Genomic DNA, 25,810 nt, shown 5'->3' on the forward strand with positions numbered 1-25,810 from the left:
CCAGTTGACTGCACGCCTTACGCCGAAGTTCACGAAAAAGAAGCTTTCGCAACAAGGGAGAACACGCATGAAACTGAAAACACTGCTTGCCACATCCGCCATCGGCCTTGGTCTGGCGCTATCCGCGCAGGCTGCCGTCGTGCCGGACGGGACGACGCTGGCCGACGACCAGACCTATACCTTCTGGCTGCTGGACGCGATCAAGTCGATGGACCCGCAGATCAACACCGACGTCGAAGGCTCTGACGTGCTGCGCAACCTGTTCGAAGGGCTGTATAACGAGGACGGCAATGGCGAATTGACCCCCGGCGTGGCACTAGACCACACGGTGTCGGACGACGGCCTGACCTACACGTTCAACCTGCGCGACGATGCGCAATGGTCGAACGGCGAACCGGTGACCGCGAACGACTTCGTCTATGCCTGGCGTCGTCTGGCCGATCCCGCGACCGCCTCCGAATACGCCTGGTACATGGAACTGATGCAGGTCGAAAATGCGCCCGAGGTCATCGCCGGCGAGATGCCGACCGATCAGCTTGGCATCCGCGCGGTGGACGATCATACGCTGGAAGTCACCATCACCACGCCGCTGCCCTATTTTCCGCAGATGCTGGTCCATGCGTCGACCTTTCCGGTCCCGCAGTCGGTGATCGAGGCGGAGGGCGACAACTGGACGCAGGCCGGCACGCTGGTCGGCAACGGGGCCTATACCCTGACCGAACACACGCTGGGCGAGCGTGTCGTGATGGAGAAGAACGACACCTACTGGGACGCCGAGAACACGGTGATGACCGAGCTGACCGCCCTGACGATCAACGACGTCAATCAGGCCCTGACCCGCTACCTTGCGGGTGAACTTGACCGTGTGGACATCCCCGCAGGCCAGTATCCGCGTCTGGCGGAGGAATACCCCGATCAGGCCGTATCGACGCCCTACAACTGTTCCTACATCTACATGCTGAACGTCAGCGAAAAGGGGCCGGAGGCGCTGAAGGACGTGCGCGTCCGTCAGGCGATAGCCTATGCCATCGACCGCGACATCATCGTCGACCGCATCCTGCAAGGTGGGCAGGAGCCGGCCTATAACTGGACCCACTGGGCCATCGCCGATTTCGAGCGTCCCGAAATGGCATGGGCCGACGAGATGGATCAGGCACAGCGTATCGAAAAGGCGAAGGAGCTTCTGACCGAAGCCGGCTATGGCCCCGACAACCCGCTGGAGCTGAGCCTGCAGTACAATACGTCGGAAGATCACGAGAAGATCGCCATTGCCGCGTCCCAGATGCTGAAGGGGATCGGCGTGAACCTGACGCTCGACAACTACGAGTGGAAAATTCACACGGACCGGATGCAAAGCCAGGACTTCGACATGGCGCGCTATGCTTGGTGCGGCGACTACAACGAGGCGTCTACCTATCTGGACCTGATGACGTCCTATTCGGGTCACAACAACGGCCAGTGGTTCAACGACGAATACGACCAGATCGTGGCCGATTCCAAGAAGGCGGAAGACCCGCAGCCCCTTTACAAGCAGGCGGAAACCCTGCTGTCCGAGGAAATGCCGATCATCCCGCTGTACCACTATGCCAACGTCGACATGATTGCGGCCGACATTGAAGGTCTGCCGCAGAACAACGTGAACAACACGTGGTATGGCAAGGACATGTATCGCGTCGCCGAATAAGGCCCGATACGCGGGCGGGACTCTTCGGCGTCCCGCCCTACACTTCTGCAATACACCTGTTGACGGACGACACACCCCTTGTTCAGTTACATCCTCAAGCGCATCGCCATCGCGATCCCGACTCTGCTTTTGCTGATCGTGATCTCGTTCCTGCTGATGCACGCCGCCCCCGGCGGTCCGTTCACGTCGGAACGGGAAGTGCCGCCGCAGGTGCTGGCGAACCTAAACGCGAAATACGGGTTGGACCAGCCGGTCTGGCGGCAGATCGTGAATTACGTCTGGGGCATCGTCGCGCATTTCGATTTCGGGCCAAGTTTCGTCTACAAGGACCGCACGGTGAACCAGATCATCGCGCAGGGCTTTCCGATCACCCTGACCTATGGCCTGATCTCGTTTGCCCTTGCGGTCGTCGTCGGCGTATCGCTGGGCGTCGCCGCGGCGATCCGCCACAATTCCACCCTCGACTACGTCGCGGTCGGCGTGTCGATTGGCGCGCAGGTGCTGCCGAACTTCGTCATGGCCCCCATTCTGGTGCTGGTCTTCACGCTTTGGCTGGGCTGGTTGCCGGGCGGCGGCTGGCAAGGACCGGAATACTGGATCCTGCCGGTCATCGCGCTGTCGACGTCGTTCATGGCCTCCATCGCGCGGATTACCCGGTCTTCGATGCTGGAGGTTCTCACCTCCAATCACATCCGCACCGCCCGCGCCAAGGGCCTGCCCGAACGCCGCGTGATCCTGCGCCATGCGCTGAAACCGGCGATGCTGCCGGTGATCTCCTACTTGGGGCCGGCCTTCGTCGCGATGATTACCGGGTCGGTGGTCGTGGACATCTACTTTTCCACTGGCGGCATCGGCAAGGCCTTTGTCGATAGCGCCCTGAATCGCGATTATGCAGTGATGATGGGCGTGACGATCCTGATGGGCGCGCTGACCATCCTGTTCAACCTCGTGGTCGACATCCTGTATGGATGGATCGACCCCAAGATCCGGTATTGATATGGTCGCCACGACGGAAAACAACCCCGCCACGGTGTCCGTTGCCAAGGGCCGGTCGCCCTGGGTCGACGCGCGCCGCCGGTTTTTTCGCAACAAGGCCGCGATGTTCGGTCTTGTCCTGCTGATCTGCGTCGCCCTCTTCGCCATTTTCGGCGGCATGCTGGCGCAATTCTCGAACGAGGAACTGGACTACAACGTCATGGGACAGATCGCCGAACTGGGCAGTCCCTCCATCGCCAACGGCCACTACTTCGGCACCGACGACCTGGGCCGCGACCTGTTCGCTCGCACCGTGCAGGGCACGCAGATCAGCCTTGCGGTGGGCGTCGTGGGCGCGTTCATCGCCATCGTCGTCGGCACGCTTTACGGTGCGACGGCGGGGTATGTCGGCGGCCGCGTGGATGGCTTCATGATGCGCACGGTCGATATCCTGATGGCCGTGCCCTACATGTTCGTGCTGATCCTGCTGCTGGTGATGTATGGCCGGTCGATCACCATCCTGTTCGTCGGTGTCGGTCTGATTTCATGGATGGACATGTCGCGGATCGTGCGGGGTCAGACATTGTCGCTGAAAGGCCGCGAGTATGTCGAGGCGGCGCGTGCCACCGGCGTTTCGGCCCCGATCATCATCCTGCGCCACATCGTGCCGAACCTGCTGGGCGTCATCGCGGTCTATGCCACGCTGCTGGTGCCGCTGATGATCCTGACGGAAAGCTTCATCTCGTTCCTTGGGCTTGGCGTGCAGGAACCGCTGACCTCGCTCGGCGCGCTGATTTCGGAAGGGGCGGGGACCATCGCCTATGGCACGACCTGGCAGCTTGGCTTTCCGCTGCTGTTCTTCGTGCTGACGCTGTTCGGCTTCTTCTTCGTGGGCGACGGCCTGCGCGACGCACTCGACCCCAAGGATCGCTGAATGTCCCTTTTGACCATCAAGGACCTGTCCGTCACTTTCGACGGCGAGGATGGCGACGTCCATGCGGTGAACGACCTGTCGCTGTCGATCGACCAAGGCCAGACCCTGGGCATCGTGGGCGAAAGCGGGTCCGGCAAGTCGCAGACCGCCTTCGCGATCATGGGCCTGCTGGCCCAGAACGGGCGCACGTCGGGGTCGGTGAATTTCGACGGGCAGGAACTGCTGGGTGCCACGCAAAAGCAGCTCAACCAATTACGCGCGCGGCGGATCGCGATGATCTTTCAGGACCCGATGACCTCGCTGAACCCCTACATGCGCATTTCCGACCAGATGGCCGAGGTGCTGACGCTGCACAAGGGCATGTCGAAACGCGATGCGGTGGCCGAATGTGTGCGGATGCTGGACGCGGTAAAGATCCCTGCCGCACAAGAGCGCATCCGCCTTTATCCGCACGAATTTTCCGGCGGGATGCGGCAGCGCGTGATGATCGCCATGTCGCTTTTGTGCCGCCCGGATTTGTTGATCGCGGATGAGCCGACGACAGCGCTGGATGTCACCGTGCAGGCGCAGATCATGGACCTGCTGAACGAGTTGCAGGCGGAATTCGGCATGGCGACGATCCTGATCACGCACGATCTCGGCGTCGTCGCGGGATTCTGCGAACGGGTGCTGGTCATGTATGGCGGGCGCGTGATGGAACAGGCGCCGACCGATCCGCTGTTCGCCACGCCGACCCATCCCTACACCCGCGGCCTGCTGGCCGCCGTCCCGCGTGTCGACGACGAGGATGCGATCATGACCGCGATCCCCGGCAACCCGCCCAACATGGCGACCCTGCCCGAAGGCTGCCCGTTCCGTCCCCGTTGCAACTTTGCCGGCGACGACTGCCGCGTGATGCCACCGCTGGTGCCATTCGCACCCGACCGCGCCCGCGCCTGCCACCGCCCGGTCGCAGAGGTCGCGCCATGAGCCCCTTGTTGTCCGTCCGCGACCTGAGCGTCACCTTTCCGATAACCCGCCCAGGCGACATGCCATGGACCGCGCCCCGCGCCCTGCGCGCCGTCAATGGCGTCAGTTTCGACCTGGAGGCCGGGCAGACCCTGGGCGTCGTGGGCGAATCCGGTTGCGGCAAGTCCACGATGGCACGCGGCCTGATCAAGATGGTTCCGGCCAGCGGGCAAGTCATCTGGCGGGGCGAAACCGACCTTCTGGCGCTGTCGCCCCGCGCGATGAAGCCGTTCCGGTCCGAAATCCAGATGATCTTTCAGGACCCGCTGGCGTCGTTGAACCCACGCATGACTGTGGGCCAGATCATCGCGGAACCGCTGCGCACACATCACGCTGGCCTGTCCGGGTCGGAACGCCGATCCCGCGTCGCCGCGATGATGGAACGGGTCGGCCTGCTGCCGCAGATGATCAACCGCTACCCGCACGAGTTTTCCGGCGGACAATGCCAGCGCATCGGCATCGCGCGCGCGCTGGTCGTCGAACCGAAGCTCTTGATCTGCGACGAACCCGTTTCCGCGCTCGATGTGTCAATTCAGGCGCAGGTCGTCGATCTGCTGAAGGAACTGCAACGCGATCTTGGCCTTGCGATGATCTTCATCGCCCACGACCTGAGTGTGGTGAAGAACATCTCTCATGATGTGATGGTCCTGTACCTTGGCCGCGTGATGGAGAATGCGCCGCGCCGCGACCTCTATGCCGATCCGCAACATCCCTACACGCAGGCGCTGCTGTCGGCGGTGCCGGTCCCCGATCCGGTGATCGAACGGGCCAAGAAGATCATTCCGCTGGAAGGCGACATGCCGTCGCCGATGAACCCGCCCAGCGGCTGCGTGTTCCGCACCCGTTGCCCACGGGCGCAGACGGATTGCGCACAGATCGTGCCAGAGGCCGAGGGGGGCGATCACAAGGTCGCCTGCCTGCACCCGGGTCCGGTGCGCGACAGCGAACTGGTCTGATCGACGGATCGTCACAGCCGACGGGCAAACCCCCAAACGAAGTCGACGCCACCGGTTTCCCGGCGGCGTCTGGATCACAGATGGCAAACGATCGTCCAAATCGACCATCCGATTGTCGCGGGTGAAGGTATTACCCCTCTGACCCGATCATGAAACACGATTGATTGCGGGCCTGCAAGCGGCGACAGGCGAGGTCGGCACCTTCCCGCGTCAGGCCCATGAAATTTGCATCATATCCGCGCGGATTCTGCGTCACGCGGCGCACGGCACCGTCAAGCGTGCTCATCTCATTGAGGGCGACCCGCAGCATTGCCTTTTCGGCCTCGTAGCGGGAATTGTAGCGCCCCACATTCACGCCCCAATGCCGCCCGCCGGAGGTCGAGATGCGGGTCACGACTTCGGGAGCCACGGGCGCTGCAACGGTGGGCATCACGGCGGCAGGAGCCACAGCCGCGACCTGCACGGCTTCGGCCAGGACGGAATTGATCAGGTCCGTGTTCACCGCCAGTTGCACGGGGGCGGCGATGGCCTGCACCGGGCGCAGGGCAGGGCGCAGGCTGCGGGTCACGCGACCCGACACGCGCACCGTCTTGCCGGCCCCGCCGTTCGTCGCGGGCCCGACATTCGATGCGACAAGCGCCGCTGCCGCCGCCGCCGGTGCCGGGGCCGCCGTGGGCGGTTCGGGCCGTTGCAGCGGTGCTGTTCCGGGCGCGCGGCTGAAGCCGAGGTCCATCAGTTCTTTGATCTTGCCATTGCGCTGTGCGGTCGAGGTGCCGCCGAAGACCGTTGCGATGATCCTTTCCTGGCCATGCTGGGCAGAGGCGACCAGGTTGAATCCTGCGGCGTTGGTAAAGCCGGTCTTGATCCCGTCGGCCCCCGGATAGCTGTCAAGGAAACGTCTGTTCGTGTGCCGCACCTCGGCCACGCCGGCATCAGCGGTGCGGCGCGAGAAAAGGTTGTAGTACTGCGGAAAATCATAGATCATGTGTCGCCCCAGCACGCTCATGTCGCGGGCGGTGGACTGGTGGCCGGATTGGGTCAGACCGTGTGCATTGCGGAACGTGGTGTTCGTCATGCCCATTGCGGCGGCGGTCCGGTTCATGCGGACGGCAAAGGCGTCTTCGGACCCCGAAATCGCTTCGCCGATGGCCGTGGCGGCATCATTGGCGGATTTCACGGCAGCCGCACGAAGCAGGTAGCGCAGCTTGATCGTCTGGCCGGCGCGCAGGCCCAGCTTGCTGGGCGGTTCGCTGGCAGCGTTCTGGGTGACGGTGACGAGGGAATCGAGCGTGATCTCGCCGCGCTGAATGGCCTGGAATGCGATGTAGAGGGTCATCATCTTGGTCAGCGACGCGGGATGCAGCCGGGTATCCGCATTCTGCGAATACAGTGTCTCACCCGTTCGCGCGTCCATGACGAACGCGGCATAGGGGGCCGCGAAGGCCATCACCGGCATCATGGCGACGAACAGAATTACGGTCAACGCACGCAGGGCGCGGATGTGGGGACGGTTTTGCACGTCTCTTGCCTCTTTTGTCGAATCTGCCTCAAAGCCCCGCAGTTTTCTGCGGTGACCGTCATTATTTCATTAAGGATAACACAGGTATTCCAGCCGGGAAAATAGCTAATTTTCAACGGCTTTCATTGTGTTGTTTATGCACGAAATCAAGATGTGGTGTGCTGGTGCACGCGATCCGCGATATGAGGTGGAACTCGGCTGCGCTGCGTCTGAAAGACGCATCGGTGTGAGCTGCGGTGTGTCCGTGCGCACCCGACAAAACCGAAGAGCCCGATCAAATACATGTGCCACCACCTCGCAGGCCCAGACGACTGACACGACCATGCCCCGGACAGCATGGGGCCGGACGATGAGGCCGGTGCCTGGCCCATGGCTGCAGGGCAGGGTCGGTCCACCGCTGCGCTTTGTCTTGCAAGACTGCGAGGGGTTTTCTTGCGGGCGTTTCCCACTATATAAGGCGTCTCAAACACATGGACGCAGGATCAGAGTCTCGATGCAGACGCGACACGACTTCATGGCGGCCGACCACGACGACGACGGCGAAAACGACATTGGTGTCGTGCTGAAGACAAAGCCCAAGACGGCCCGTCCGCCTCTTTACAAGGTGTTGATCCTGAACGACGATTTCACCCCGATGGAATTCGTGGTGATGGTGCTGGAACGGTTCTTTGGCATGACCCATGCGCAAGCGTTCGACATCATGTTGACGGTCCACAAGAAGGGGATCGCCGTGGTCGGTGTTTATAGTCACGAAATCGCAGAAACGAAGGTGGCGCAGGTCATGGACTATGCGCAGCGCCACCAGCATCCGCTGCAATGCACGATGGAGAAGGAATAGCGCCGCGCGCGCTGTTCCGCGCCCCTGATGGCCGCAATTTCCCGCCTGCACACCGTCCTAGACGACGGGCTTCTGACGTTGCCCGAAGGTCCGGTGACCGTCATGCGTCCCGCCGCCGACTATGATCTTTCCGCCCTTGGCGACCGCGATATCCACGTAGCGCAGAATTTTGCCCCGGACGCCGATGCGTTTGCGCAGGCGGGCTACACTGTCGCGCAGGACGCGCCATCGTCGCCCACGATGATCGTCGTGGTGCCGCGCGCCAAGGCGCTGGCGCGGTCGATGATCGCGCAGGCCTGCGCACTGGGGCAGGTGATCGTCGTGGACGGTCAGCGGACCGACGGGATCGACAGCCTCTACAAGGATGTGCGCGCGCGTCTTGGTGACGTGCCAAGCCTGCCGAAGGCCAAGGGCCGCCTGTTCTGGTTCCCGGCGACGGACGTCCTGTCCGACTGGGCCGCCCCCCCGCCAGTGCAGGGCGATCACGGCTATTTCACCACCGCCGGCGTGTTTTCGGATGGTGCTGTCGACAAGGGGTCGGCCCTGCTGGCCGCTGCCCTGCCGCAAAAGCTGCCCGCCCGGATGGCGGACCTTGGCGCGGGGTGGGGCTTCTTGTCGCGTGCGGTGCTGACGCGCGCAGGGGTCGCCTCGCTTGACCTGATCGAGGCGGAGGCGCTGTCGCTGGCCTGTGCGCGGCTGAACGTGACCGACGACCGCGCGACGTTCCACTGGGCCAATGCGCTGACGTTTCAGCCCCGGACGAAATACGATGGCATCGTGATGAATCCGCCGTTCCATACAGGCTCCAAGGGCACGCCGGCGCTGGGGCAAGGCTTCATCGCGGCGGCGGCGCGGCTGCTTGTGCCGCACGGCAAGCTGTGGATGGTCGCGAACCGGCACCTGCCGTATGAGGCCGCGCTGCGCGAGCATTTCCGCAACGTCGATGAACTGCCCGGCGATGGTGCCTACAAACTGTTCCACGCCACCCGCCCGCTGAAATCCTGACGAAAGGTCCTGTCATGTCCTTTACCATAAAGGGCCGCACGGCCATCGTGACCGGCGCAGGCAACGGCCTGGGTCTTGCCATCGCGCGTCACTTCGTGCGGGCGGGGGCCAATGTCGTCATGGCCGACATGGACGAGGCAGCGCTTGACCGCGAGGTGGCCGAGCTGAGCGCAGACGCCGACCGTGTGCGCATGTTCACCGGAGACCTGCGCCAGAAGTTGAGCATCGCGAACCTCGTGTCGACGACGGTCGATGCGTTCGATCAGGTCGATATCCTCGTGAATGCCGCCCGGCAGGTCATGGGAACGGCCCCGCTGGACCCCGACGACACCTCGGTCGAGGAATTGTTGCAGCAGAACCTGACCATGCCCCTGCGCCTGTCGCAGGCCATTGCGCGCCGTTTCGTCAAGCAGGGCGAAGAAGCGGGCGCGACCGAGGGTGCAATCGGGTCCATCGTGAACCTGTCGTCGATCGCCAGTCGGCGCGCGCACCCCGAGTTGATGGGATTTTCGATTGCCAATGCGGGGCTTGACCAGATGACGCGCAGCATGGCTGTCGCCTTGGCCCCGCAGCGCATCCGGGTGAACGGCGTCGCGGTGGGATCGGTGCTGTCGGCCAGCCTGATGAGCTGGATGCGGGATCACGACAAGGCGCGCGGGGCGATCATCGACGCGACCCCGATGCGGCGCATCGCGAATGCGGCCGAGATCGGCGGCACGGTCCAATATCTGGCCTCCGATGCGGCGGGTTTCGTCACGGGCCAGATCGTGACCGTCGACGGCGGCCGCACCCTGCTGGACCCGGCCGCCATCGCCGCGCACTGACGCCCGGTCTGTCGCGCACGCGCAGACAGCGCCCTATTCTGGGTAAAGCGCGCGACACTGGGCGGTGGCCGCCGTGGCCTGCCGTTGCAGGATGGCGCGCTTTGCCAGCAATTGGTCCAGCGTGCCGCGTTCCACGTCGAGGTTGATCGCTTGCGGGACGTTCACGTCGCGCACCTGCGTGGTGCGGCACAGTCTCGTGGTCGTCACCCCGTCGCGCCCGCGTTCGCGGCACATGTCGAACCCGCGACTGACCCGCTGCTGGCGGTCGATGGCAAACCCGCGGTCGAGGTTGCCCTGCGTCTGCGCGATCAGGAACTGGTTCACCCGCAGCTCCTCGGTGACGTTGTTCAGGCATTGCTGCTGCGGCGTGGCACAGGCGGCAACTAGGGCAAGGGGCGCGAGGGCAACAAGAAACCGCATATGAATTCTCCAGTGGTGGGCCGGGTGCTAGGCCCGGTGCTTGGCAATGGCACTACGCCTCCCTTAAGGTGATATGCAATAACAACGGGGCAAGGGCCACATGACCGAAACGATGGATATTCAGAAGGCGCAGGCCAGCGCCTGGTTCGAGGCCCTGCGCGACCGCATCTGCGCCGCTTTCGAGGCGCTGGAGGACAGCCAGACGATGGGTCCGACCGCAGACCTGCCGGCCGGGCGGTTCGACCGCAGCGTCACGCGCCGCACCTCCGACGACGGGTCTGAGGCCGGTGGCGGCGTCATGTCCGTCATGCGCGGCGGCCGCGTCTTCGAGAAGGTCGGCGTCAATACCTCGACAGTCCACGGCACCCTGGGCGAGGCGGCGCAGCGGGCGATGGCGGCGCGGGGCGTACCGGGCATGGACAGCGATCCGCGCTTCTGGGCGTCGGGCATTTCGCTGGTGGCGCACATGCAGAACCCGCACGCGCCCGCGGTTCACATGAACACGCGCATGTTCTGGACGCCGCACGCCTGGTGGTTCGGCGGCGGGTCCGACCTGAACCCCTGCATCGAATACGCGGAAGACACCGCGCATTTCCATGCCACGCAGCAGGCCCACCTCGATCCCCACGGTGCCGATCTTTATCCCCGGCTGAAGGCCTGGGCCGACGAATACTTCTACATTCCGCACCGCAATCGGGCGCGGGGGGTCGGCGGCATCTTCATGGACGACCATTGCACCGGCGACTGGGCCGCTGATTTCAGCCTGACGCAGGATATCGGGCAGGCCTTTCTGCCGGCGTATCTGCCGCTTGTCGAACGTCGTCGCGATACGCCCTGGACCGAGGCGGACAAGGACACGCAACTGATCCACCGCGGGCTTTATGCGGAATACAACCTCGTCTACGACCGCGGCACGAAATTCGGCCTCACTACCGGGCACGACGCCAATGCAGTGCTGATGAGTTTGCCGCCGCTGGCGAAATGGGTCTGACACTCGCCAATTGGTCGGCTTTCGTGCTGACCTGCGCCGCGATCGAACTGACGCCCGGCCCGAACATGGGCTATCTTGCCATCGTCGGTGCGGTTGACGGGCGACGGTCCGGTTATGCCGCCGTCGCGGGCGTGGCCCTGGGGCTGGCGTTGGTCGGCATCGCTGCGGCGCTGGGGCTCGCGGCTGTCATCAACGCCTCTCCGCTGCTGTTTCAGATGCTGCGCTGGACCGGAGTCGCCTATCTGCTGTGGCTGGCCTGGGACGGATGGCGCGACGCGACCGAAGGGGTCGCCGCGATCCCGGGGGGCACGACCTGGTTGCGTTATTTCCGGCGCGGGCTGATCACGAACCTGTTGAACCCAAAGGCTGCCGTCTTCTATGTCGCGATGCTGCCGGGTTTCGTGGTGCCGGGGACTGCGGTCTTGCCGCAGACCCTGATCCTGTCGGTCACCTTCGTCGTGATCGCAACGGCGATCCACCTTTCGATCGTGTCCCTTGCCGGTGCGGCGCGTCCCGTGTTGGAGGACCCGCGCCGCAGCCGGATCGTGCGCCGGGTGCTGTCGGTGGCACTGGCCCTGATCGCCCTGTGGTTCGCGGTGGATACGGCGACCTAAATGATTTGCCGTGCCCCGGCAAAGGCGCGCGCATGAGGCCTGCGACGGCTTGAGGTGGCGAAGTGTGATCCGTAAAGTGCCCAGCAAAATAAGGGGACGCGCATGGCGACGATGACACGACTGCTGCGGTGGGCTGGGCTGCTGGCGCTTTTGACCGGGCTGACCGCCTGCGGAATTTTGGGACGCGGAAAGGACGACGGGTCGCGTTTCGGTCGGGCCAGCGGCAAGGAGGTGGCCTGCCTGGAACGGGCGATGTTCTTCGAATCCAACCGCTCCAGCCGCGACGGGCTGGTCGCGGTGGGCAGCGTCGTGATGAACCGGGTCGCGTCGGACCAGTATCCGGACACGATTTGCGGCGTCGTCGGGCAGAAGAACCAGTTTGCCTCCGGTGTCCTGTCGAAACCGATGACCGCCAGCGGCCTGCCAGAGGTGCAGGAGGCCGCGCGGGCCGTGATGCGCGGCGAACGGCATCCGATGATCGGCAATGCGATGTTCTTTCATGTCGCCAGCGCAAGGTTCGGCTATGACAACATGCATTACACCGTGACGGCGGGCGGCAACGCCTTTTACGAAAAGCGCAAGGGCAACGTGACCCAGCCGGTGCCGCTGCCCGCGATGGAAGGGTTGACCGGGCGCTAGCCTGCGGCCCGCGGCACCAGGGTGTGTCTCTGCGGACCGCTGGCGGCGCACATGTCAGCCGCCGCGCACCGTGTCGATCATCAGCTGCACGTTCGCGGGGTCCGCATCGGGCGTGATCCCGTGGCCAAGGTTGAAGATATGCGGGCCATTCGCGAAGGCATCGACGACACGGCGCGTTTCGCGTACCAGATCGTCGCCGCCGGTGACCATGTGGCGCGAGGCGAGGTTGCCCTGCACGCAGCCCCCGGTCTGGACGTGGGCGGCTGCCCATTCCGGCGTCACACCATCGTCGAGCGCGATGCACTCTGCCCCGATGGCCGCATGGAGTCCTTCGTATTTCAGTTCGGCACCGCGTGGAAATGCGATGACGGGGACATGTGGGTATTTCGCCTTGAGCGCTGCCGTGATCCGGCGGGCGGGCTCCACGGCGTAGCGCGTGAAATCGTCGCCTTTCAGCGATCCGGCCCAGCTGTCGAAGATCTTCACCACCTCGGCCCCGTCGTCGATCTGGCGCGACAGGTAGTGAATCGTGCCTTGCGTGATCTTGTCCATCAGCGCCTCGAACACGGGGCGATTGGTGTCCTTCAAGGCATGGGCGGGTCCTTGGTCGGGGGTGCCCTGACCCGCGATCATGTAGGTCGCGACGGTCCAGGGGGCACCGGCAAAGCCGATCAACGTGGTCTCTGCCGGCAGTTCGCGTGACAGGATCTTGACCGTCTCATAAACGGGCGACAGGACGGCGTCGATGTCGTCCACCGGACCCAGCTTGTCGAGGCCGGCCTGATCCGTGATCGTGGACAGGCGCGGACCTTCGCCGGTGACGAACCACAGGTCGGCCCCCAGCGCCTGTGGCAGCAGCAGGATGTCCGCGAACAGGATCGCCGCGTCGAAACCGTAGCGGCGGATCGGCTGCAAGGTCACTTCGGCCGCGAGGTCCGGGTTGTAGCACAGCGACAGGAAGTCGCCCGCCTGCGCCCGTGTCGCCTTGTATTCCGGCAGGTAACGCCCGGCCTGCCGCATCATCCAGATTGGCGGGGTGGGCAGCGTCTCGCCCGCAAGGGCACGCAGGATGGTCTTTTGGCTCGTCATCGGGGGTCCTTTATGTTGCCAGTTTCGTCGCAACGCGCAGGGCAGTTGTCAACCCGGATTGACACCGCTAACACTGGCCGCATGACGTTGATCCTGCCCTCCCCCGCCGCCGCCTTCAAGATCGGAACCCGTGGTTCGCCCCTTGCCCTTGCACAGGCGAACGAGACTCGCGAGAGGCTGGCGGAGGCGTTCGACCTCCCGTCGGAGGCCTTCACGATTGTCGTCATCAAGGTGACCGGCGATCAGATCATCGACCGCCCCTTGAAGGAAATCGGCGGCAAGGGCCTGTTCACGCGCGAGATCGAAGAGGCGTTGCTGGACGGGAGCATCGACATCGCCGTGCATTCGATGAAGGACATGCCGACCCTGCAACCGGACGGGCTGCTGCTGGACACCTACCTGCCGCGCGAGGATGTGCGCGATGCCTTCGTGTCGCGCACGGCGACTGGGCTGGCCGATCTGGCCCAGGGCGTGACTGTCGGCACATCCAGCCTGCGCCGCCGGGCGCAGCTGCGCGCGCGCCGCCCGGACCTGAACGTCGTGGAATTTCGCGGTAACGTGCAGACCCGCCTGCGCAAGCTGGACGACGGTGTGGCCGTGGCGACCTTTCTGGCCAAGGCGGGGCTGAACCGGCTACGCATGGACGATGTGCCGCATCATGCGATCAGTGCCGACGACATGCTGCCGGCCATCGCCCAGGGTGCCATCGGCATCGAACGCCGGGCCAACGACAATCGCGCCGCCGAAATGCTGGCGGCGATCCACGACGCGGCGACCGGCCACCGTCTGGCCGCCGAACGCAGCCTGCTGCTGGCGCTGGACGGATCGTGCGAAACGCCGATCGCGGGACTGGCTGATCTTGAAGACGGCAACCTGCGCCTGCGCGGAGAGATCCTGCGCGAGGACGGCACCCGCGTCCTGTCCGACGACATGACCGGTCCGATTGCCGACGGGCCGCAGATGGGCCGCGAAATGGCGGCCAAACTGCTGGAACGCGCCGGTCCGGGGTTCTTCGGTTAGATTTCGGTCGCCGCCCCCTTGTCCAGCGACAGGATCGCCAGCATCGCGGCGACCATGACGACCGCGCCCATGATCGCCGCGACGCCGTAGCCGCCGAGGGCCGCGCCAAGGGCGAAGACCAGCGCGCTGAGGCCCTGTGCCGCGATCTGTTGCAGGGCAAGCAAGGACGCGCCGGCGCCTGCGCGGGTGCCCAGCTGGTCCTGAAGATAGCCGATGGCCAGTGCATAGATCATGGCACCGCCCACGCCGAATGGCAGGCACAGCAGCCACAGGACAAAACTGTCCGCATAGAACGGCAAAAGGACCATGCCGAAGGCATAGATGAACACGCCCGCGGCGATGATGTGCAGGCGGCGGAATCGCCGCCGCAGCGCGCCGATCGACAGGGTGACGAAAATCTCGATCACCACGAAGATCGCGAAGAACGCGCCGACATCGCCCGGCCCCCGGCCCGGCACCGCATTCAGCAGCAGACCGACGATGACACCAGCCAGGGCCGATCCGCTGTGGATCGCACCGATCAACCCGACGCGCAAAAGGACCGGGCCGTGCAGCATCTCGGATAGGGAGGCCCGAAAGCCGAGGCCGGATTTCACTTCGGTCCAGGGGGCCACCGCATCGCGCGGCCAGCGCAGGGCGATCAGCGCCATCAGGACGGCACCGCTGACGGCGGTCCAGCCGTAGACCCACAGCAGGGGAAGCCCCGCCTCGAACAGCAGGCCCCAGATCGTGAGCAGCACGACAAAGGGAAAGGCGAAGGTCGCGCGGATGATCGCCATGATGCCGTCGCGGTCGGCGCGTGGCAGGTCCGACGTCACCAATCGTGCGACAGCGAACAACTGGCCGAACAGCGTGCCTGTCACCGGCAGCAGCAGCACATGCGCCAGCACGAAGGCCGTCGCCGACTGCCCGACCAGCACCAGCAATGCGCCGGCACACATGCTTGCGCCGGCGCACAGCGCCAGTACGCGGCGGCTGGGGCGCTGGTCGGTCAGGATGCCGACGCCGATAGAAGCCGTCACCGACACGAGCAGCGAGGCCAGCAGGATCAGCGCATAGGCATTGTCGCTGAGTCCGAAGATCGTCACCGCGATCAGAGACTGATAGATCCCGATGGACGCCGCGAAGCCGCCCTGCAACAGCATGGCAAGGATCATCAGCCGCAACGTGGCGTCGCGGCCTATCAGACGAAAGGCATGGATCATCGCGGGATCGTCTTTCCAGGGTTCAGCAGGCCAAGCGGGTCAAGCGCATCCTTGATCGCCCGCATCGCGTCCAGCGCCACGGGGTCCTTGCGCCGCGCCATGCTGCCAAGTTTGGAGATGCCGACGCCGTGTTCGGCGCTGAACGATCCGTGCAGGTCCTGCACGACATCCTCGACCATCTCGCGGATTGCGGCCTTGAGGCTGGCGTCGTCGCGGCTGGGGTAGGCGGTGTAATGCACGTTGCCGTCGCCCAGATGTGCCACCGACAGGTCGGAGGCTGCGGGATCGAGTATCAGCAGACGGCGACGCGCCTCGGTCAGGAACGTCGCCACGTCCGGCAGGGCGACGGCGATGTCGGTGTCGACGAAGGGGCGGCGGGCAAAGGTGATCTCGGCCGCCGCCTCGCGCCGTGCCCACATCTCGCGCCGTTGGGTGTCGGACCGGGCGGTGACGGCGTCCAGGATCAGACCGTCCTCCATCATCTGCGCCAGCGTGTCCTCCAGCAGGGTGACGACGGGGATCGACCCGTCGGGCAGGGGGGTGGCGTCGCGGGGAGCGGTGGCCCCGACCTCGATCAGGATGTTGACGTCGTGGGGCTGTGCAAAAGGCGGTCGCGCGCCCGCGACGACGCGCAGATGACCGGCGATGAAGGCGGCGGGCATGAACTCAAACGCCTCGACGGCGCCGCCTGTCGCGTCCTGGACCCGGTGCAGCAAGGTCAGCGCGGCATCGAGCGACGCGGCGGCGACCATGGCCGTGGCATAGGCGCGTGGCTTGGGAAACAGCTTGACGGTTGCGGCGGTAATGATGCCCAGCTGACCCTCTGCCCCGATCAGCAGATGTTTCAGGTTCAGCCCGCTGTTGTCCTTGTGCAGCCGACCCATCAGGTCCATCACGCGGCCGTCGGCCATGACGGCGGTCAGCCCCAGCACCAGATCGCGCGTGTTGCCGTAACGCAGCACGTTCGAACCGCCAGCATTCGTCGACAGCACGCCACCGATCATCGCGGACCCGCGCGCGCCGAAGGTCAGCGGAAATATCAGGTCGTGGTCGGCCGCCGCGTCATGCAGGCGGGACAGGATCACGCCTGCCTCCACCTCTGCCGAGCGGGAGCCTGTGTCGATGCTGCGGATCGTGGTCATCCGGTCAAGCGAGACGACGAGCGCCCCCTGCGCCGCAGCGCCGCCGTTCAACCCGGTGTTGCCCGACACCGGCACGACCGGCTGACGCGCGGCGTGACAGGCTGTCATGACGGACGCGACCTGCGCCGTGGACATCGGTCGCGCGACCGCCAGCGGCAGGGACGTGTAGTTTCCTGTCCAGTCCTGCGCCCAGCGGGACATATCGGCGGGGGCGGTCAGCAGGCCCTGCGGGCCAAGCAGATCGGAAAGCGTATCGAGAAGGGTCATGGGAAATCCGGGTGACGTCTCGCCGACCCTGATCCGCCCTGCGTCGGGTTGCAAGATGGTATGCCAGATCGCCGGGCGTTCCTGCCGCTGCTGTCGCGTCGCGGTTGCCTATTCGTCCCCGCAGGGAACGATCAGGTCCACCGGCCTCGCAAAGCCGGCACCGGCCACAGGTGTCGAGGTGGCGATGCCACCGGACATGGCCGTCACGTGACCGGGAGCAAACAGGCAACTCATTCCCATGCGTAGACCTCGATCCTGTCGGCTGCCAGGGTATAGCCGATCTCGGCCAGGGCGGTGGTCTGCAACTGGGCGGTCAGCGTGCCGTAGACCCAGATCGCATCCCAGATATCGTCACTGGGCCAGGGCGTCTGGGTCGTGACGAAGACAAGCTGGTTGGGCGGCGGCGGCGGCACGTGGATGCAGGCCCCCAGATAGGGCACCAGCAGAAACTCCGTCAGGCCGTCGGCCCCCATATCAAGAGGCGTGATATAGCCCGGCATCTTGATCTGAAGACCGTCGAGGGCGGTGTTCAGCATGACGCCGTTCTCGTCGAAGATCGGACGCCAGGTGTCATTCGCCTCGTCCAGTTCGCCCTGTCCGATGACCTCGGCGAAGGGGACGCCGGGTGGCACGAGATCGTCCCAGGTGATTTCACGCCAGGTCGCGGCGCGGGCGGCGGCGGGTATCAGCAGTGTGCTGGCGGCTGCAAGCCCGAAATGGCGGCGTGTCAGGGTGTGCATCGTCATATCCTTACCATCATGCCATCGGCGAGTGACAATCTATAGGCCCGCAGGGCTGGCACAAGACTGGCGATGGCTGCCGCTGCGACAACCGCCGCCAGGACGGCGAACTCTCGCCCGCTGGGGCCTTCGATGGGCAGCCACAGGCCAAAGGCGGCGTCGATGATGGGCTGCGCAATCCACAGCCCTGCATAAAGGAGCGCAAAGCCCAGCACCGCGCCCGTTGCCGCCATCAGCGCCGCCTCCAATACCAGAAGGCCCAGCACCGTCGCGGGCCGCGCCCCCATGGCCCGCCAGATCGCCATCTCTCGGCGTCGTTCGTTCAGGCTTGAAAAGATCATCGCCATCATGCCCAGTAGTGCTGTCACCACAACCATTGCCGAGACGGCGACCAGCGCGGTTTCCGCGATGCCCACGATCTGCCAAAGCTCTTGCAGCGCCACACCCGGCAGCACCGACAGCAGAGGTTCCTCCGGATAGGTGTTGATCCAGCGTTGCAATCCGAAGATCTCGAGGCGGGACTCCACGCCGATCATGGCCGCCGTGATCGCCGCGGGGGTCAGATCCATCTGCCGGATGTCGCTCACCGCCGTCGTGCGGCCGGGCACCTGCGCGCCGCCTTGCCAGTCGACGTGGATCGCCTCGATCGCCGCGAGGCTGACGATGACGGTGCGGTCGACGGGCGTGCCGGTCTTGGCCACGATGCCTGCCACGCGGAACGGCTGATCCTCGTGGTCGGTGAACGATGCAAGGCCATGCGACACGACGATGGGATCGCCCACCTGATACCCCAGCGCCTGTGCCACGTCTGCCCCGATGACGGCGTCGTAAAGATCATCCAGACCCTGCCCATGCGCAAAGGTCAGGTCGCGGTCGCCGCGAAACTTGTAACGGTCGAAGAAGGCGGGCGTGGTTCCCATGACGCGGAACTGGCGGTGGCTGTCACCCAGCGAGATGGGGACGATCCATTCCACCTCTGGACGGGCCGCGATGTCCTGATAGCTTTGCCATGTGACGTTGTTGGTGGCGTTGCCGATGCGAAACACGGAATAGAGCAGCAGTTGCACCGATCCCGACCGTGCGCCCACGATCAGATCGGTGCCCGAGATCGTATCCGCAAAGCTGGCCCGCGCACCCGTGCGCACCTTTTCGATGCCGAGGAACAGCCCTACGGACAGTGCGATGGACAGGACTGTCATCGCCACGGTCAGCGACCGCGCCCGCAGCGACCGGGTGGCAAGACGCAGGATCATGCGACGGCCCGCCCTGTCTTGACGATATCATCCAGCCGCACGACCCGGTCGAACCGCGCGCCCAGCCGTTCGTCGTGGCTGACCATCAACAGGGCCGACCCGGCGTCGGCGACCTGATCGAACAACAGCGCCAGAAACGCGTCCTGGGTCGCCGCATCGAGCGACGATGTCGGTTCATCCGCGACGATCAGGGGCGGACGTCCGATCAAGGCGCGCGCGACGGCAACACGCTGTTGCTGCCCGACGCTCAGCCGCCCGGCAGGGTAAGAGAGAAGGTCGTCGGGCAGGCCCGTGGCGGCGCAAAGCCTGCGCGCCTCGGCTTTCGCATCGCCCGCACGGCGGCGGCGGTCCGGTGCGAAGGTCAGCGGCAGCAGGATGTTGTCGAGGACGGACGCATAGGGCAGCAGGTTGAATTGCTGAAAGATGACGCCGATCTGCTCGGCCCGGAACCTGTCACGCGCGCCTGCCCGCATGGACCCAAGGTCGGCACCCCGGACCCTGATTTGCCCCCGCTGTGGGGCCGCAATGCCGCAGACCAGCGACAGAAGCGTCGATTTCCCCGACCCGCTCGATCCCAGCAACAGCACCCGCTCCTTCTCGGATAGCGCGAAAGACGGGCATGACAGCGCAAAGCCCGCTTTGCCGGGCCAGGTGAAATGCACGTCGGTCAGCGCAAGTGGGGAATCGGTCATGGGTCAGTTCAGGTCCAGTCTTGCAACATCGCGCGGGATTTCCGCGCTGCCAGCCCCCGTGTCGGTCACATACTGCGCCTCGATCTCCTGCGCCGTCGTGAATTGGTCGAAGAACGGAAATGTGATCGCGGTCAGCATGTCAGGCGCGTCACACGCAAAGCGATAAGTCGCCTGAAAGGCGCTGTGTTCCGCGCCCTCCTCATCTGCGGCGTGCTCGTCGCCATGGTCGTCGTAATCGTCCTCGGCGTGAGCGTCGCCATGATCGTCGTGCCCGACGTGTTCATGCTCGCCTGAATCGAGGCGCGCGCTTGCTGCTGTCAGGCGGCAGCCCGCGGCATCTGTCATCGCCACGATGTCGCCTACGTCAAGCAGGCGCTGGATCGCAGCCGCAACGGCATCCCTGTCCGCCGCGGTTGACGCGGGATACTCGAAACCAACGATATCCATACCCGGCGACTTCAGGTCAAGAGTGACATCGCCGCCTTCGATGGCCACTTCCAGTTGGCTGACGCCGTGGACGTGCGCGTCCAGATCGCGCACCTCTTGCGCAGCGACGGGCAAGGCAAGGCCGGTCGTCAGAAGGGCGATGGCAGTAATTTTCATGGCAGTATCCAAGTCTAGTTATGTTATAACGTAACATACAGAGGGCAGGGCGAGGTTCAATGGTTTTTTTTTTCGTAGCCCGGCAGGTGATGGGCGACCGGCTTCGTCATGTCGACGACCAACAAGCACTACTGGCAACAGTGCCGGAAAAAGGAAAAGGTTGCTCAACAGTTAAAGGACCGCGAACCGCGATTTCTTAAAAAGCGCGTCGTATCAACGATTTATGGAATCTTCTTGAACGTGAAGCAACCTAAAGGTTCCTCATGAAAGATATGGATTGCTCAAGCAGGCCGGAACGCTCTTGGATCGTATTTTCAAAACATGCTTAGAAGCAAGTGGCTCCGGTGGCATCCCCGGAAGCTGGCTCGAGATGCCCAAGATCCGCTTGTATTTCCTCTGCTCGGCGGAGAGTCTCGGACTGTTTTCAATGAACGCACCCACTCCCAATGTGAACAAACGATAATCTTGTAAACTGAGCCTGAGTTGCGGGGTTGAGATGTGAGGCTGCATTGTGGGGCCAGAATGTGGGGCTAAAGGGTCTGTCCGCAATGCCTGACGACATATCCCCCCAAGCGTCTCACGCTCGCCTTCTTGCGGCTCGTCCGAACCCCGGGGCGCTACTACTACCGGGATGGCCTAATCCTGACGGTCAGCCCGGGCAGCGGCAAGAGCTGGAGCCAGCGGATCGCGACAGACGGCCGCCGGCGCGATGTTGGCTTGGGTTCAGCCCATCTCATCACGCCAGCCCAGGCGCGCAAAGCAGCCATGGCGAACCGCGACATGGGCCGTGCAGGCGGCAGTCCCCTTGCGCCTGATGAACGTCAGCCTGTTCGACTGAGAGAGGGAAGAGGCGGGGCTGTCACTTTCGCCGCCTAAAATGCCAACCGGTACAGACGTCTCCGGGTGGTCCCCGCGCGACTGGACGAGGCACATCGGACCTACGGGAGGATCCGTAAGCATGTGAACGCGGTGATCGGCCGGCGGGCGGTGGCAGCGATCACGCCGGATGCCGTGGCGGCCCTGCTCGAGGCGTCGGCGGAGACAAGCCGCGAGACCGCCCGGTGGTTCGGGCTGAGCTTGTGAAAATCTTCGCTCATGAATGGCAGGCCCTGCTGGACGCGCTGCCTGCGTTTCTCGCGCGGATCGAGCAGGATCCCCGGCGACCGGCTTCTTTTCTGCATATCAGATTTGACCTGCTGACCGCGCGCCCATCCAAAGGAGTGCGGCCTTGCGACATCGTCGCAGATCGACATGGCGGACGGCATGTGGTGCCTTCCAGCCATGCAGAAGCCGCGGGGCCCTTGGTCCAGGTAACACTTCACGATGGACTGCTGAACATCCTCAGGCGTGTCGCGGGCTTCTCGTACGGCGTGAACGAAAAATACATATTCCCGAGCAGGCAGGGTCACGACAAGCCGTTCTCGAACCCGTCGCTCAGCATGTCATTGAAGCGGGCCGGTTATGACCTTGTGCCGCTGGATTTTGGGCGGGCCTATAAATGCCGGCGGGAGCAGAAGGGTGGGGGTGATTTGGTAGCGTGGCGGGATAAATTACGGTCGACAAGTGGCTGAGGTGGCAGCTGAATACTGTGTGGCTCTCACGATCGGACGAGGCGGTAAAAGACGTCTTGCGTTGCGCCTTTTTGAAGCCTTCTGGTGTAAGTCGCAATTCTCAAGGCCTCGTCGAAATCACCCAATTGAAAACATGCGGCGTCGTGGACTATCTCATAGGCCGTAAACAATTATGATTTTATTTTCGATGAAATTTCTGTGAAAAACCTCGTTCCGCGCATCGCATATGATTATCATATGATTCTCAAATTGCTGACGCTGCAGGTTCAATGGAGCAAAGACTCAGATCAGCGTCGATCAAGTTAAATAAGTGCCTGATAAAATGGAGGGCGTTCTTATGAAGGCAGCACTGACAGTCGTTGCAATGTTTATAGGCACCACCGGTCACGCTGAGACCATCACCGTCGCCGGTGGCTGCTTTTGGTGTACTGAGGCAGATTTCGAAAAAGTTCAGGGCGTTTCGGAAGCCGTTTCTGGATTTGCGGGTGGCGATGTTCCAGATCCGTCGTACGATCAGGTCGTCAGCGGTGGCACAGGACATTATGAAGCTGTGCAGGTGTCATATGATCCTGACGTCATCGACCGACGCCAACTTTATGACTTGTTCTTCAGATCAATCGATCCGCTTGATGATGGCGGACAATTCTGTGACCGAGGCGACAGCTACCGGACTGCGATCTGGGTTGACGGCCCCGATGACACGGCAGCGGCCGAAGCCGCCAAGGCTGCGGCGGAGGCTGAGTTGAACCAAAGCATCGTCACCCCGATTCTGGACGACGCAGCGTTTTATCCGGCAGAAGCTTATCATCAGGACTATTATAAATCCCAGGACAGACTGCCTTTTTCAACAGTGGGTATCGCTGTAAAAAAGGAGACGGCCTACGACCGGTACCGCGCACGCTGCGGGCGCGACGAACGGATCCGTGAACTCTGGGGCGATGACGCACCTTTTCTGCCCCCGTCGTGATGGGCACCCGCAAGGCTTCGGATTGCATTGTTATTCATACGACGAGATATGAAAACGTGAAGCGACGGAGACAACGTTAAATACATTGCCTCCGCTTACATCCGGCAGGACCACGCCGAATGGCTCTCAGGCGCTCCTGCGACAATCCGGGTGAGGCGTGTCTCCTTCAGGCTGACGCGCATTGTTCAGTTCGGCGGACATTGGCGTCACGCGCCGTCCGGGACGAAGTTAAGGGCCACGCCGTTGATGCAATGGCGGTTGTAAAACGGCGGCGGGCCGTCGCCCAGCACGTGGCCCTGGAGGCCCTGGCAGCGCGCGCAATGGACTTCGGTCCGTACCAGAAAGACCAGCGTCCGGTCTGGCATTGTGCCCACGGCACCTTCAATCGCTTCTGTGAAGCTCGGCCAGCCTGTCCCGCTGTCGAATTTGTTCTCCGATCGATACAGCGGTAAATCGCATCCCGCACAGGTAAACGTACCGGCACGCTTCTCTTCGTTAAGAGGACTGGTAAACGCCCGCTCGGTCTCATGGTCGCGCAAAACTGCAAATTCTTCTGCTGTCAGTATGGCACGCCATTCCGTTTCAGTGAGGGTAACGGGATTCAGGGGCAGGTCGATGAGATCATGGCCAAACGTCGTCTGCATCGCCAACGGTTCTTCGACCGTCGCTGCCGCAGCCCGCCTTGCCGTGAGAGGCACGCTCAGGCCAGCACCCATGATCGTCGTCAGAAAATTGCGTCTCTTCATGATAACTCCTTTTTCTATCTGCTCCTTGCAATCACATATGATCTCAACAGACCCGCAGCCCGACACGTTTCTTCACGTCACAGAGAGGAGGCCTGAACAGACAGTGCAGAATACCGTCTGATCAGGATCAGCCTTGCCGGTCCGTCCGTTTGTGTGTCGTCGCGGGAGCCGTCCTTCGTTGGTTTCCTGACTGCTTTCAAGTTCAGGGAGTGCGTCCCAATGTATCTGCCATTTCGGCATCCCTTTCACCCATCGGGCGTATTTTGCCGCGCGTAGTGTCACGTCGCGTCTGATGTTCCAGTTCTGCATTGAGAAGCGCCCCCAGAAGCACCACAAAAGCTGTCAGCCAGATGTAAAGAAGAAGAATGACGACACCGGCGATCGCGCCATAGGTGGGCTGGTAGCTGCCAAAATTCGATACGAATCCGGAAAACAGCAGGGATCCACCCAGCCATAAGGCTGTGGCCAGCACAGCACCGGGTGTCACCCAACTCCACCGCGGCGCGCGGCGGGCGGGCGCGTACCGGTAAAGCACAGCCAGCGCCGCCATCGAGAGCACGGCCAGGACGGGCCAACGGCCCAACGTGAGAATTGTGTCGGTCCAGCCCGAAAACCCCAGCCAGTTGATGATTGGCGGCAGGATCAGGGTCAGCGCGAGAGAAGCGAGAGCCATCAATGTCAGCACGATGGTCAGCCCGAGCGAAACAGCATTCCGAAGCAGTATGTTGCGGGTCTCATGTTCAGAATGGGCTAAATTGATGCCACTCACCAGATTGTCGATGCCGCGCGACGCCCAGAAAAGTGACAGCGCCAGACTGACCAGTGCCGTTGCCGTGGCCTGGCCGGGGGCCTGACTGGTCAGGGCTATTGCCTGATCCCGCACCACAGCCAGTGGTTCAGCGGGCACCAACTCTTTCAACGCATCGATCTGATCGATGACGAGACCGGGATCAAAAAGTAACGCTGCGATCGACGCGAGTGTCGCAATGGCAGGAAAAAGAGCAAGGAGTCCGAAAAAGGCCACTCCGGCTGCAATCAATGGAACGAGGTCCCGGCCTATCCGGTGGCCGACGCGCAGCCAGACGTCGCGCAATCCGGCAAGCTGGATTCGATGCGGCCGCCACGCGGTGCGCCCACGTCGTGTGTCCGGCAAATGTTCCGCGGACCCTGTATGCGCAGCCAGATGTTTGTCGTCGTGTTGCTGCCCGGTTTTTCTTTGCATATCTTCGACCTCCGGTCGGCTTTCAGGCGAGGACCTCTGCCTGCGAGGTTTGGCAGAACACTGGTTGAACCGCCGACCAGTGGTCACCGCCCATCGGCCAACACGTCAGCGATCACAGTTCGGGGCATGATCGAGATATCGTGGATGCGCCAGTTCAGCGCAAGAAGCTCGCGTTCCGCCTCCTCGATCCGGGCCGTGACCCCGCTTTCCGCCTTTGGCACAAGGTATACTGTCCCGGTCAGATACCGCCCCTCCTGACGCAGGCGCAGGCGTGCATCTTCGACCCAGTCATAGTTCGCAACATGCTTTTCCACCTGCTCGATGAGGGGATCGAAATCGCTGTCGTCCAGGGTCCGGGGCATCTCGTCCACGAGGTCGCGGAGGGCCGCGCCCGTATGTTTGAATCCGTCCTTCAGCACGTCCAGGGAAATGACGATGGCCGCCACCGCATCTGCCCACCACCAGCCCATGCCGATGCCAATGATACCAGCTACCGCTGCCGCACCGGTCAGCCAGTCCGCCTTGTTCATCTTCGCATCGGCGAGCAGGACCTTATCGTGCAGCTGAGGTGCGAGGCTCAGTTTCAGGCGGCCGAAGATCACAGGCAACACCGCACTGTAGACCAGCGCCGCAATCATGACCCAGCCGAACCAGATGGTGGACCCGAAGATCTGCATGCTGCCGATGGTCGGGTGTTCCGTGTGGATCAGAGCCATTGCGGAATCAAAGGCGAGGTAGAGTCCGACCGTCGCGAGGGCGACGGCACTCACAAGATAGCCGACGGAGGTGGCGCGGATCATGCCGAAAGGAAACCGGTCGTCGGGCCGGCGGTCTTCGATCCAGGTCGACACCAGAAAGGCGAGCGGAGGCACGAAGCTCAGGAGAT

Annotated in this window: 29 protein-coding genes; 16 read left to right on the plus strand and 13 right to left on the minus strand. The window is 63.4% G+C overall.

What is annotated here, in order from left to right; genetic code table 11:
* Nucleotides 1–67 precede the first annotated feature (67 nt).
* The 5 genes from ACOI1H_RS00460 to ACOI1H_RS00480 all read left to right on the plus strand — a co-directional run bounded on the left by ACOI1H_RS00460 (nt 68) and on the right by ACOI1H_RS00480 (nt 5,557).
* Nucleotides 68–1,684: a peptide ABC transporter substrate-binding protein gene (locus ACOI1H_RS00460; protein ID WP_422434740.1), complete on the plus strand. Its 1,617-nt coding sequence runs from the start codon at nt 68–70 to the stop codon at nt 1,682–1,684.
* 78 nt (nt 1,685–1,762) lie between these two features.
* A complete protein-coding gene (gene oppB / locus ACOI1H_RS00465) occupies nt 1,763–2,680 on the plus strand; it encodes an oligopeptide ABC transporter permease OppB (RefSeq protein WP_422434741.1) in 918 nt (305 codons plus the stop codon).
* Nucleotide 2,681: 1 nt separating this feature from the next.
* Complete coding sequence (locus ACOI1H_RS00470) at nt 2,682–3,593, plus strand: ABC transporter permease subunit (protein ID WP_422434742.1); 912 nt, start codon at nt 2,682–2,684, stop codon at nt 3,591–3,593.
* Nucleotides 3,594–4,562 carry an oligopeptide/dipeptide ABC transporter ATP-binding protein gene (locus ACOI1H_RS00475; RefSeq protein ID WP_422434743.1) on the plus strand — a complete coding sequence of 323 codons (969 nt, stop codon included), beginning with the start codon at nt 3,594–3,596 and terminating at the stop codon, nt 4,560–4,562.
* Nucleotides 4,559–5,557: an oligopeptide/dipeptide ABC transporter ATP-binding protein gene (locus tag ACOI1H_RS00480; protein ID WP_422434744.1), complete on the plus strand. Its 999-nt coding sequence runs from the start codon at nt 4,559–4,561 to the stop codon at nt 5,555–5,557. Before ACOI1H_RS00475 ends, ACOI1H_RS00480 begins: the two co-directional genes overlap by 4 nt.
* Nucleotides 5,558–5,687: 130 nt before the next feature.
* On the opposite strand, the gene ACOI1H_RS00485 is transcribed toward ACOI1H_RS00480, so the two are convergent.
* Nucleotides 5,688–7,016: a D-alanyl-D-alanine carboxypeptidase family protein gene (locus ACOI1H_RS00485; protein ID WP_422434773.1), complete on the minus strand. Its 1,329-nt coding sequence runs from the start codon at nt 7,014–7,016 to the stop codon at nt 5,688–5,690.
* Between the two features lie 553 nt (nt 7,017–7,569).
* On the opposite strand from ACOI1H_RS00485, the gene clpS reads away from it, so the two are divergent.
* The 3 genes from clpS to ACOI1H_RS00500 are packed head-to-tail and all read left to right on the plus strand — an operon-like array spanning nt 7,570 to nt 9,743.
* Nucleotides 7,570–7,914, plus strand: a complete 345-nt coding sequence (gene clpS / locus ACOI1H_RS00490) for an ATP-dependent Clp protease adapter ClpS (RefSeq protein WP_422434745.1) — start codon at nt 7,570–7,572, stop codon at nt 7,912–7,914.
* 27 nt (nt 7,915–7,941) lie between these two features.
* Nucleotides 7,942–8,919: a class I SAM-dependent methyltransferase gene (locus ACOI1H_RS00495; RefSeq protein WP_422434746.1), complete on the plus strand. Its 978-nt coding sequence runs from the start codon at nt 7,942–7,944 to the stop codon at nt 8,917–8,919.
* 14 nt (nt 8,920–8,933) lie between these two features.
* Nucleotides 8,934–9,743 carry an SDR family NAD(P)-dependent oxidoreductase gene (locus ACOI1H_RS00500; protein WP_422434747.1) on the plus strand — a complete coding sequence of 270 codons (810 nt, stop codon included), beginning with the start codon at nt 8,934–8,936 and terminating at the stop codon, nt 9,741–9,743.
* Between the two features lie 33 nt (nt 9,744–9,776).
* Here ACOI1H_RS00500 and ACOI1H_RS00505 read toward each other — a convergent pair whose 3' ends face one another.
* Nucleotides 9,777–10,163, minus strand: coding sequence for a hypothetical protein (locus ACOI1H_RS00505; protein ID WP_422434748.1), 387 nt, complete (start codon nt 10,161–10,163; stop codon nt 9,777–9,779).
* Nucleotides 10,164–10,263: 100 nt separating this feature from the next.
* Between ACOI1H_RS00505 and hemF the strand changes: the two genes are divergently transcribed.
* The 3 genes from hemF (at nt 10,264) to ACOI1H_RS00520 (ending at nt 12,407) form a co-directional block, all read left to right on the plus strand.
* The gene (gene hemF / locus ACOI1H_RS00510) at nt 10,264–11,154 is read left to right on the plus strand and encodes an oxygen-dependent coproporphyrinogen oxidase (protein ID WP_422434749.1); all 891 of its coding nucleotides are present in this window, start codon (nt 10,264–10,266) and stop codon (nt 11,152–11,154) included.
* Nucleotides 11,145–11,768, plus strand: a complete 624-nt coding sequence (locus ACOI1H_RS00515; RefSeq protein WP_422434750.1) for a LysE family translocator — start codon at nt 11,145–11,147, stop codon at nt 11,766–11,768. Before hemF ends, ACOI1H_RS00515 begins: the two co-directional genes overlap by 10 nt.
* A 102-nt stretch (nt 11,769–11,870) precedes the next feature.
* On the plus strand, nt 11,871–12,407 hold the full coding sequence (locus tag ACOI1H_RS00520; protein WP_422434751.1) for a cell wall hydrolase: 537 nt from the start codon (nt 11,871–11,873) through the stop codon (nt 12,405–12,407).
* Between the two features lie 54 nt (nt 12,408–12,461).
* Here the strand turns inward: ACOI1H_RS00520 and hemE are convergent, their stop codons facing one another.
* Nucleotides 12,462–13,496 carry a uroporphyrinogen decarboxylase gene (hemE, locus tag ACOI1H_RS00525; protein ID WP_422434752.1) on the minus strand — a complete coding sequence of 345 codons (1,035 nt, stop codon included), beginning with the start codon at nt 13,494–13,496 and terminating at the stop codon, nt 12,462–12,464.
* 81 nt (nt 13,497–13,577) lie between these two features.
* On the opposite strand from hemE, the gene hemC reads away from it, so the two are divergent.
* Nucleotides 13,578–14,516, plus strand: coding sequence for a hydroxymethylbilane synthase (gene hemC / locus ACOI1H_RS00530; protein ID WP_422434753.1), 939 nt, complete (start codon nt 13,578–13,580; stop codon nt 14,514–14,516).
* Here the strand turns inward: hemC and ACOI1H_RS00535 are convergent.
* From ACOI1H_RS00535 to ACOI1H_RS00565, 7 genes are all read right to left on the minus strand, one after another.
* The gene (locus ACOI1H_RS00535) at nt 14,513–15,721 is read right to left on the minus strand and encodes an MFS transporter (RefSeq protein ID WP_422434754.1); all 1,209 of its coding nucleotides are present in this window, start codon (nt 15,719–15,721) and stop codon (nt 14,513–14,515) included. The two genes, hemC and ACOI1H_RS00535, sit on opposite strands and share 4 nt — an antisense overlap.
* Entirely contained in the window at nt 15,718–17,130 is a 1,413-nt protein-coding gene (locus tag ACOI1H_RS00540) for an FAD-binding oxidoreductase (protein ID WP_422434755.1), read from the minus strand. The genes ACOI1H_RS00535 and ACOI1H_RS00540 overlap by 4 nt, the downstream gene beginning before the upstream one ends.
* Nucleotides 17,131–17,238: 108 nt before the next feature.
* Nucleotides 17,239–17,370, minus strand: a complete 132-nt coding sequence (locus ACOI1H_RS00545; RefSeq protein WP_422434756.1) for a hypothetical protein — start codon at nt 17,368–17,370, stop codon at nt 17,239–17,241.
* On the minus strand, nt 17,361–17,870 hold the full coding sequence (locus tag ACOI1H_RS00550) for a DUF3299 domain-containing protein (RefSeq protein ID WP_422434757.1): 510 nt from the start codon (nt 17,868–17,870) through the stop codon (nt 17,361–17,363). The genes ACOI1H_RS00545 and ACOI1H_RS00550 overlap by 10 nt, the downstream gene beginning before the upstream one ends.
* A 2-nt stretch (nt 17,871–17,872) precedes the next feature.
* Complete coding sequence (locus ACOI1H_RS00555) at nt 17,873–19,123, minus strand: ABC transporter permease (protein WP_422434758.1); 1,251 nt, start codon at nt 19,121–19,123, stop codon at nt 17,873–17,875.
* The gene (locus tag ACOI1H_RS00560; RefSeq protein ID WP_422434759.1) at nt 19,120–19,815 is read right to left on the minus strand and encodes an ABC transporter ATP-binding protein; all 696 of its coding nucleotides are present in this window, start codon (nt 19,813–19,815) and stop codon (nt 19,120–19,122) included. Before ACOI1H_RS00560 ends, ACOI1H_RS00555 begins: the two co-directional genes overlap by 4 nt.
* A gap of 3 nt (nt 19,816–19,818) precedes the next feature.
* Nucleotides 19,819–20,418 (minus strand): DUF2796 domain-containing protein, encoded by a 600-nt coding sequence (locus tag ACOI1H_RS00565; protein ID WP_422434760.1) that lies wholly within the window; start codon nt 20,416–20,418, stop codon nt 19,819–19,821.
* 591 nt (nt 20,419–21,009) lie between these two features.
* Between ACOI1H_RS00565 and ACOI1H_RS00570 the strand changes: the two genes are divergently transcribed.
* The 4 genes from ACOI1H_RS00570 (at nt 21,010) to msrA (ending at nt 22,956) form a co-directional block, all read left to right on the plus strand.
* Entirely contained in the window at nt 21,010–21,294 is a 285-nt protein-coding gene (locus ACOI1H_RS00570) for an Arm DNA-binding domain-containing protein (protein WP_422434761.1), read from the plus strand.
* An 84-nt stretch (nt 21,295–21,378) separates the two neighbouring features.
* Complete coding sequence (locus ACOI1H_RS00575) at nt 21,379–21,501, plus strand: hypothetical protein (RefSeq protein WP_422434762.1); 123 nt, start codon at nt 21,379–21,381, stop codon at nt 21,499–21,501.
* Nucleotides 21,498–21,989, plus strand: a complete 492-nt coding sequence (locus ACOI1H_RS00580; RefSeq protein WP_422434763.1) for a hypothetical protein — start codon at nt 21,498–21,500, stop codon at nt 21,987–21,989. The genes ACOI1H_RS00575 and ACOI1H_RS00580 overlap by 4 nt, the downstream gene beginning before the upstream one ends.
* A 337-nt stretch (nt 21,990–22,326) precedes the next feature.
* Nucleotides 22,327–22,956, plus strand: coding sequence for a peptide-methionine (S)-S-oxide reductase MsrA (gene msrA, locus ACOI1H_RS00585; RefSeq protein WP_422434764.1), 630 nt, complete (start codon nt 22,327–22,329; stop codon nt 22,954–22,956).
* A gap of 206 nt (nt 22,957–23,162) precedes the next feature.
* On the opposite strand, the gene msrB is transcribed toward msrA, so the two are convergent.
* The 3 genes from msrB to ACOI1H_RS00600 form a co-directional block, all read right to left on the minus strand.
* Nucleotides 23,163–23,702 carry a peptide-methionine (R)-S-oxide reductase MsrB gene (msrB, locus tag ACOI1H_RS00590; RefSeq protein WP_422434765.1) on the minus strand — a complete coding sequence of 180 codons (540 nt, stop codon included), beginning with the start codon at nt 23,700–23,702 and terminating at the stop codon, nt 23,163–23,165.
* 202 nt (nt 23,703–23,904) lie between these two features.
* A complete protein-coding gene (locus ACOI1H_RS00595; protein ID WP_422434766.1) occupies nt 23,905–24,924 on the minus strand; it encodes a YihY/virulence factor BrkB family protein in 1,020 nt (339 codons plus the stop codon).
* 83 nt (nt 24,925–25,007) lie between these two features.
* On the minus strand, nt 25,008–25,810 hold an 803-nt coding region (locus ACOI1H_RS00600), incomplete at its 5' end, for a cation diffusion facilitator family transporter (protein WP_422434767.1).

This window comes from Loktanella sp. DJP18 (genome assembly GCF_049310965.1).
Classification (GTDB): domain Bacteria; phylum Pseudomonadota; class Alphaproteobacteria; order Rhodobacterales; family Rhodobacteraceae; genus Loktanella.

Excerpts from the sequence above, each read along its gene's own strand:
- hemC (WP_422434753.1), top strand. The coding sequence starts at position 13,578 with ATGACGTTGATCCTGCCCTCCCCCGCCGCCGCCTTCAAGATCGGAACC.
- ACOI1H_RS00515 (WP_422434750.1), top strand. The coding sequence starts at position 11,145 with ATGGGTCTGACACTCGCCAATTGGTCGGCTTTCGTGCTGACCTGCGCC.
- ACOI1H_RS00485 (WP_422434773.1), bottom strand. The coding sequence starts at position 7,016 with ATGATGCCGGTGATGGCCTTCGCGGCCCCCTATGCCGCGTTCGTCATG.
- ACOI1H_RS00560 (WP_422434759.1), bottom strand. The coding sequence starts at position 19,815 with ATGACCGATTCCCCACTTGCGCTGACCGACGTGCATTTCACCTGGCCC.
- ACOI1H_RS00535 (WP_422434754.1), bottom strand. The coding sequence starts at position 15,721 with ATGATCCATGCCTTTCGTCTGATAGGCCGCGACGCCACGTTGCGGCTG.
- ACOI1H_RS00540 (WP_422434755.1), bottom strand. The coding sequence starts at position 17,130 with ATGACCCTTCTCGATACGCTTTCCGATCTGCTTGGCCCGCAGGGCCTG.
- ACOI1H_RS00500 (WP_422434747.1), top strand. The coding sequence starts at position 8,934 with ATGTCCTTTACCATAAAGGGCCGCACGGCCATCGTGACCGGCGCAGGC.
- ACOI1H_RS00565 (WP_422434760.1), bottom strand. The coding sequence starts at position 20,418 with ATGAAAATTACTGCCATCGCCCTTCTGACGACCGGCCTTGCCTTGCCC.
- ACOI1H_RS00480 (WP_422434744.1), top strand. The coding sequence starts at position 4,559 with ATGAGCCCCTTGTTGTCCGTCCGCGACCTGAGCGTCACCTTTCCGATA.
- ACOI1H_RS00495 (WP_422434746.1), top strand. The coding sequence starts at position 7,942 with ATGGCCGCAATTTCCCGCCTGCACACCGTCCTAGACGACGGGCTTCTG.
- hemF (WP_422434749.1), top strand. The coding sequence starts at position 10,264 with ATGACCGAAACGATGGATATTCAGAAGGCGCAGGCCAGCGCCTGGTTC.
- ACOI1H_RS00595 (WP_422434766.1), bottom strand. The coding sequence starts at position 24,924 with ATGCAAAGAAAAACCGGGCAGCAACACGACGACAAACATCTGGCTGCG.
- ACOI1H_RS00555 (WP_422434758.1), bottom strand. The coding sequence starts at position 19,123 with ATGATCCTGCGTCTTGCCACCCGGTCGCTGCGGGCGCGGTCGCTGACC.
- ACOI1H_RS00460 (WP_422434740.1), top strand. The coding sequence starts at position 68 with ATGAAACTGAAAACACTGCTTGCCACATCCGCCATCGGCCTTGGTCTG.
- ACOI1H_RS00520 (WP_422434751.1), top strand. The coding sequence starts at position 11,871 with ATGGCGACGATGACACGACTGCTGCGGTGGGCTGGGCTGCTGGCGCTT.
- ACOI1H_RS00505 (WP_422434748.1), bottom strand. The coding sequence starts at position 10,163 with ATGCGGTTTCTTGTTGCCCTCGCGCCCCTTGCCCTAGTTGCCGCCTGT.
- msrA (WP_422434764.1), top strand. The coding sequence starts at position 22,327 with ATGAAGGCAGCACTGACAGTCGTTGCAATGTTTATAGGCACCACCGGT.
- msrB (WP_422434765.1), bottom strand. The coding sequence starts at position 23,702 with ATGAAGAGACGCAATTTTCTGACGACGATCATGGGTGCTGGCCTGAGC.
- ACOI1H_RS00470 (WP_422434742.1), top strand. The coding sequence starts at position 2,682 with ATGGTCGCCACGACGGAAAACAACCCCGCCACGGTGTCCGTTGCCAAG.
- clpS (WP_422434745.1), top strand. The coding sequence starts at position 7,570 with ATGCAGACGCGACACGACTTCATGGCGGCCGACCACGACGACGACGGC.
- ACOI1H_RS00475 (WP_422434743.1), top strand. The coding sequence starts at position 3,594 with ATGTCCCTTTTGACCATCAAGGACCTGTCCGTCACTTTCGACGGCGAG.
- hemE (WP_422434752.1), bottom strand. The coding sequence starts at position 13,496 with ATGACGAGCCAAAAGACCATCCTGCGTGCCCTTGCGGGCGAGACGCTG.
- ACOI1H_RS00545 (WP_422434756.1), bottom strand. The coding sequence starts at position 17,370 with ATGGGAATGAGTTGCCTGTTTGCTCCCGGTCACGTGACGGCCATGTCC.
- ACOI1H_RS00550 (WP_422434757.1), bottom strand. The coding sequence starts at position 17,870 with ATGCACACCCTGACACGCCGCCATTTCGGGCTTGCAGCCGCCAGCACA.